The organism is Corallococcus sp. AB032C (assembly GCF_003668935.1).
In the GTDB taxonomy this organism is placed as follows: Bacteria; Myxococcota; Myxococcia; order Myxococcales; family Myxococcaceae; genus Corallococcus; species Corallococcus exiguus.
Window position 1 is genome coordinate 1 of record NZ_RAWP01000005.1, and the last position, 3076, is coordinate 3076.

The window sequence follows — 3076 nt, forward strand, 5'->3', positions numbered from 1 at the left end:
GCCCCGCCTGCCTCCAAGCCGAGCACCCCGGCCGCGGCGGCGTGCTCGGCGAGCCGGCTGAGCCCTATCCCCAAGCCCACCGCCACGCCCCTGCCACCGGCCGTGGCCTCCATGCGCGAGCGCATCATCAAGGCCGCCGTGGCGTGCGACTACGCGGGCCTCCAGAAGCTGGGCGACGAGAAGGGCAAGAGCGTGCGCTTCTCCTACGACCCCGACCAGGACATGGCCACCACCTGGCGCATCCAGGAGGAGTGGAAGGACAGCCCGCAGCCGGTGCTCGCGCGGCTGGTCCACGTCCTCAACCTCCCCTTCTACCAGGAGGGCAACCTCTACTGGTGGCCCACCGCCTTCCGTGAAGGCGCCACCGACGCGGACTTCGCCCTGCTCAAGGGCATCTATCCGGACTCGATGATCGACGACATGCGCAAGGAGAAGAGCTACATCGGCATGCGCGTGGGCATCTCGTCGGACGGCGACTGGCAGGCCGCCATCCAGGGCGACTGAGCCGCCCCCAAGTCAGTCGCCGGTGATGAAGCGCGCGACGGCCTCCTGGACCTGCTCGTCGCCCATCATCCCGACGTGGTCCGCCTGCGTCTCCAGCCGGTCCACGTGGAGCGGCGCGGGCGGCATGGCCCTCGCCGTCAGGACCGAACCATCTCCGTCCGCGAGCACCGGATCCTCGAACGTGGGCTTCCCGTCGATGATCCGGAACGACTTGATCACCGGATTCCCCACGCCCACCACCGCCAGCGTGCGGAAGGGCGGCGGCGGTTCATCATGCTCCGAGAGTGAGCGCGCCAGCTCCGAGCGCGCCTTGAGCATGCGCTCCAGCCACTGGCGATACGCGGGCAGTCCCCGCACCGCCGGGTCCTGGAACACGCCCCACCCGCCGTCGACCCACGCGTCCGGGCGGTAGGCATCGAACGTCACCGGCTGGCCGCTCGCGTCCACGAAGAAGTCGCTCTCCGCGGGCAACAGCTGGAACGCGGACGCGAAGGTGAAGAGCGCCTCCGGTGACAGGAGCGCCCGGTTGCGCCCCACCGGCGTGCCCAGGGTGAAGTCGTCGAACATGCCGGGCGCGCCCCGGAACGGAGTGCCCAGGAACACCACGCGCTTCACGTGCCGGGCGCCCGCCCACGTGGGCTCGCCCGTGTCGTCCCCGGTGCCGTAGCGCAGGCAGTGCAGCGTGACGAGCCCGCCCATGCTGTGCGCCACCAGGTTCACCTTCACCCGGCCACCCCGCGCCTCCGCGAGCGAATCCAGCAGCGCGCACAGCCGCTTCGCCGTCACGCGGTTGTCCTGCCGCCAGTCGTAGTCGAAGACCACGAAGCCCGGCAGCCGCTCGCGCGCGAACTCCAGGAAGCCCTTGTAGATGTCGTAGCGCGCCACCCACGGCAGCACCGTGAAGCGCGTCATCGGTCCGTCCGACTCAAGAGGCCCGAAGCCCGGCGTCGCCCGCTGCCCGGGAAACGGCAGCGCCAGCGACCGCTCACCGCGCGTCAGCAGGTCGCCCATGGACACCCAGGCCCGCTCACGCTCGCCGTCCGCCGTCGCGAGGAACGACCCGCGGTACCCATGGATGAAGACCGTCACCTCCTCGCCCGTGGGAGGAGACAGCGCGACGCGGGACGCCGTGCAGGCGCTCAGCAACAACGAGACCGCGACCGGGAAGAGGCGCATGCGCCGCAACGTCCGCCTCACGGCCCCGCCACGCAAGGCCCATGTCATCGCTGGCCCCGGCGCGTCAGCCCTGCCCCGGGAGGGTCAGGATGGCCCTCTCAGACAAATGTGGATTCAAGGCAACCCGGCTTGCATGCCCCGGCCAGTCCCGTGCAAAAGGCACGTCGCACACCCGGTCCGGGTCAAGGGAGTTCGAACCATGGATGAAATCGTCGTTCAATTGAAGTCACTTGCCCTGACCGAAGCGCTCCCGATGCTGCTCAAGGTCATTGGGGCGCTGTTCGTCTGGTTCATCGGGCGGACGGTCATCGCCGGCTTCCGCAAGGTGCTGGACATGGGCCTGCAGCGGCGGCAACTGGACGCCACGCTGATCCGCTACGTCGGTTCGCTGTTCACCGGCACGCTCACGATAATGCTGATCGTCGGCATCCTGGGGCTGATGGGCGTGGAGACCACGTCCTTCGCCGCGTTGATCGCCGCCGCGGGTATCGCCATCGGCGCGGCCTGGTCCGGGCTGCTGGCCAACTTCGCCGCGGGCATCTTCCTGCTGGTGCTGCGCCCCTTCCGCGTGGGCGAAGAGATTGAAGCGGGCGGCGTCGTGGGCATCGTCCAGGAGATCGGCCTGTTCGTCACCACGCTCGACACGTCGGACAACGTGCGGATCGCCGTGGGCAACAACCAGATGTTCAGCGACAACATCATCAACTACAGCCACCACCCGTACCGCAAGATGACGGTGAAGGTGCCGCTGATGCACGGCGTGGACGTGCGGGTGCTTCAGCAGGCCCTGGTGGATCGCATGGTCACGGTGAAGGGCGTCCAGGAGAAGCCCGTGCCGCAGGTGGAGGTCGCGGAGTTCACGTTCCAGGGCCCCATCCTGGCGGTGTGCATCTTCTGCAAGCCCACCGAGTACAACGACACGCAGGCCAACGTGGGCGAGGCCATCGCGGAGATCCTCCTGGCCGCGAACTACTCCGTGCCCACGGCGGCCCTGCTGACCGCGCCGCCGCCGCCGCTGGCGAAGGCGGGCTGAAACGCAGTCGGTGACGGGTGGCGAGCAGGCCGGCGTCCGGCCTGCTCCCCCTCCTGGCGGGAGGACGACCCCGCGAGCAGGTTCCCCTCTGAGCGACACCGTGAGTCCTTCCGGTGATGAGTTCGGGGATCCCGCCTCTTCCTATAAATACGCGAATTCATTCGTACTTCCGGCTGGGCGCCCCCATGACAGCTCGGTTGCCCACGGAATAGTGTGGCCAGTGCGGATTTGACCCACCTTCCGCTTCTCGCGAGAGAACGGCGCAGGGCGTCATCCCGGAATCAGCAGCAGGCCTTACTTCTCGCGAACGCCACCGCCCCGGGTGGCGCCCGCGATGGCGTCCCCGAGCGCGGAGTACATGAG

General features: G+C 68.7%; 3 protein-coding genes. 2 read left to right on the top strand and 1 reads right to left on the bottom strand.

The window, feature by feature from the left end:
* Positions 1-504 (top strand): hypothetical protein (locus D7X99_RS03170; protein WP_233613064.1); only part of this gene is annotated, 504 nt, incomplete at its 5' end.
* 12 nt (positions 505-516) lie between these two features.
* On the opposite strand, the gene D7X99_RS03175 is transcribed toward D7X99_RS03170, so the two are convergent.
* Positions 517-1680, bottom strand: a complete 1164-nt coding sequence (locus D7X99_RS03175; RefSeq protein WP_121776424.1) for an alpha/beta fold hydrolase — start codon at positions 1678-1680, stop codon at positions 517-519.
* A 199-nt stretch (positions 1681-1879) separates the two neighbouring features.
* Here D7X99_RS03175 and D7X99_RS03180 point away from each other — a divergent pair, with 199 nt between their 5' ends.
* On the top strand, positions 1880-2713 hold the full coding sequence (locus D7X99_RS03180; RefSeq protein ID WP_121776425.1) for a mechanosensitive ion channel family protein: 834 nt from the start codon (positions 1880-1882) through the stop codon (positions 2711-2713).
* Positions 2714-3076: the final 363 nt, after the last annotated feature.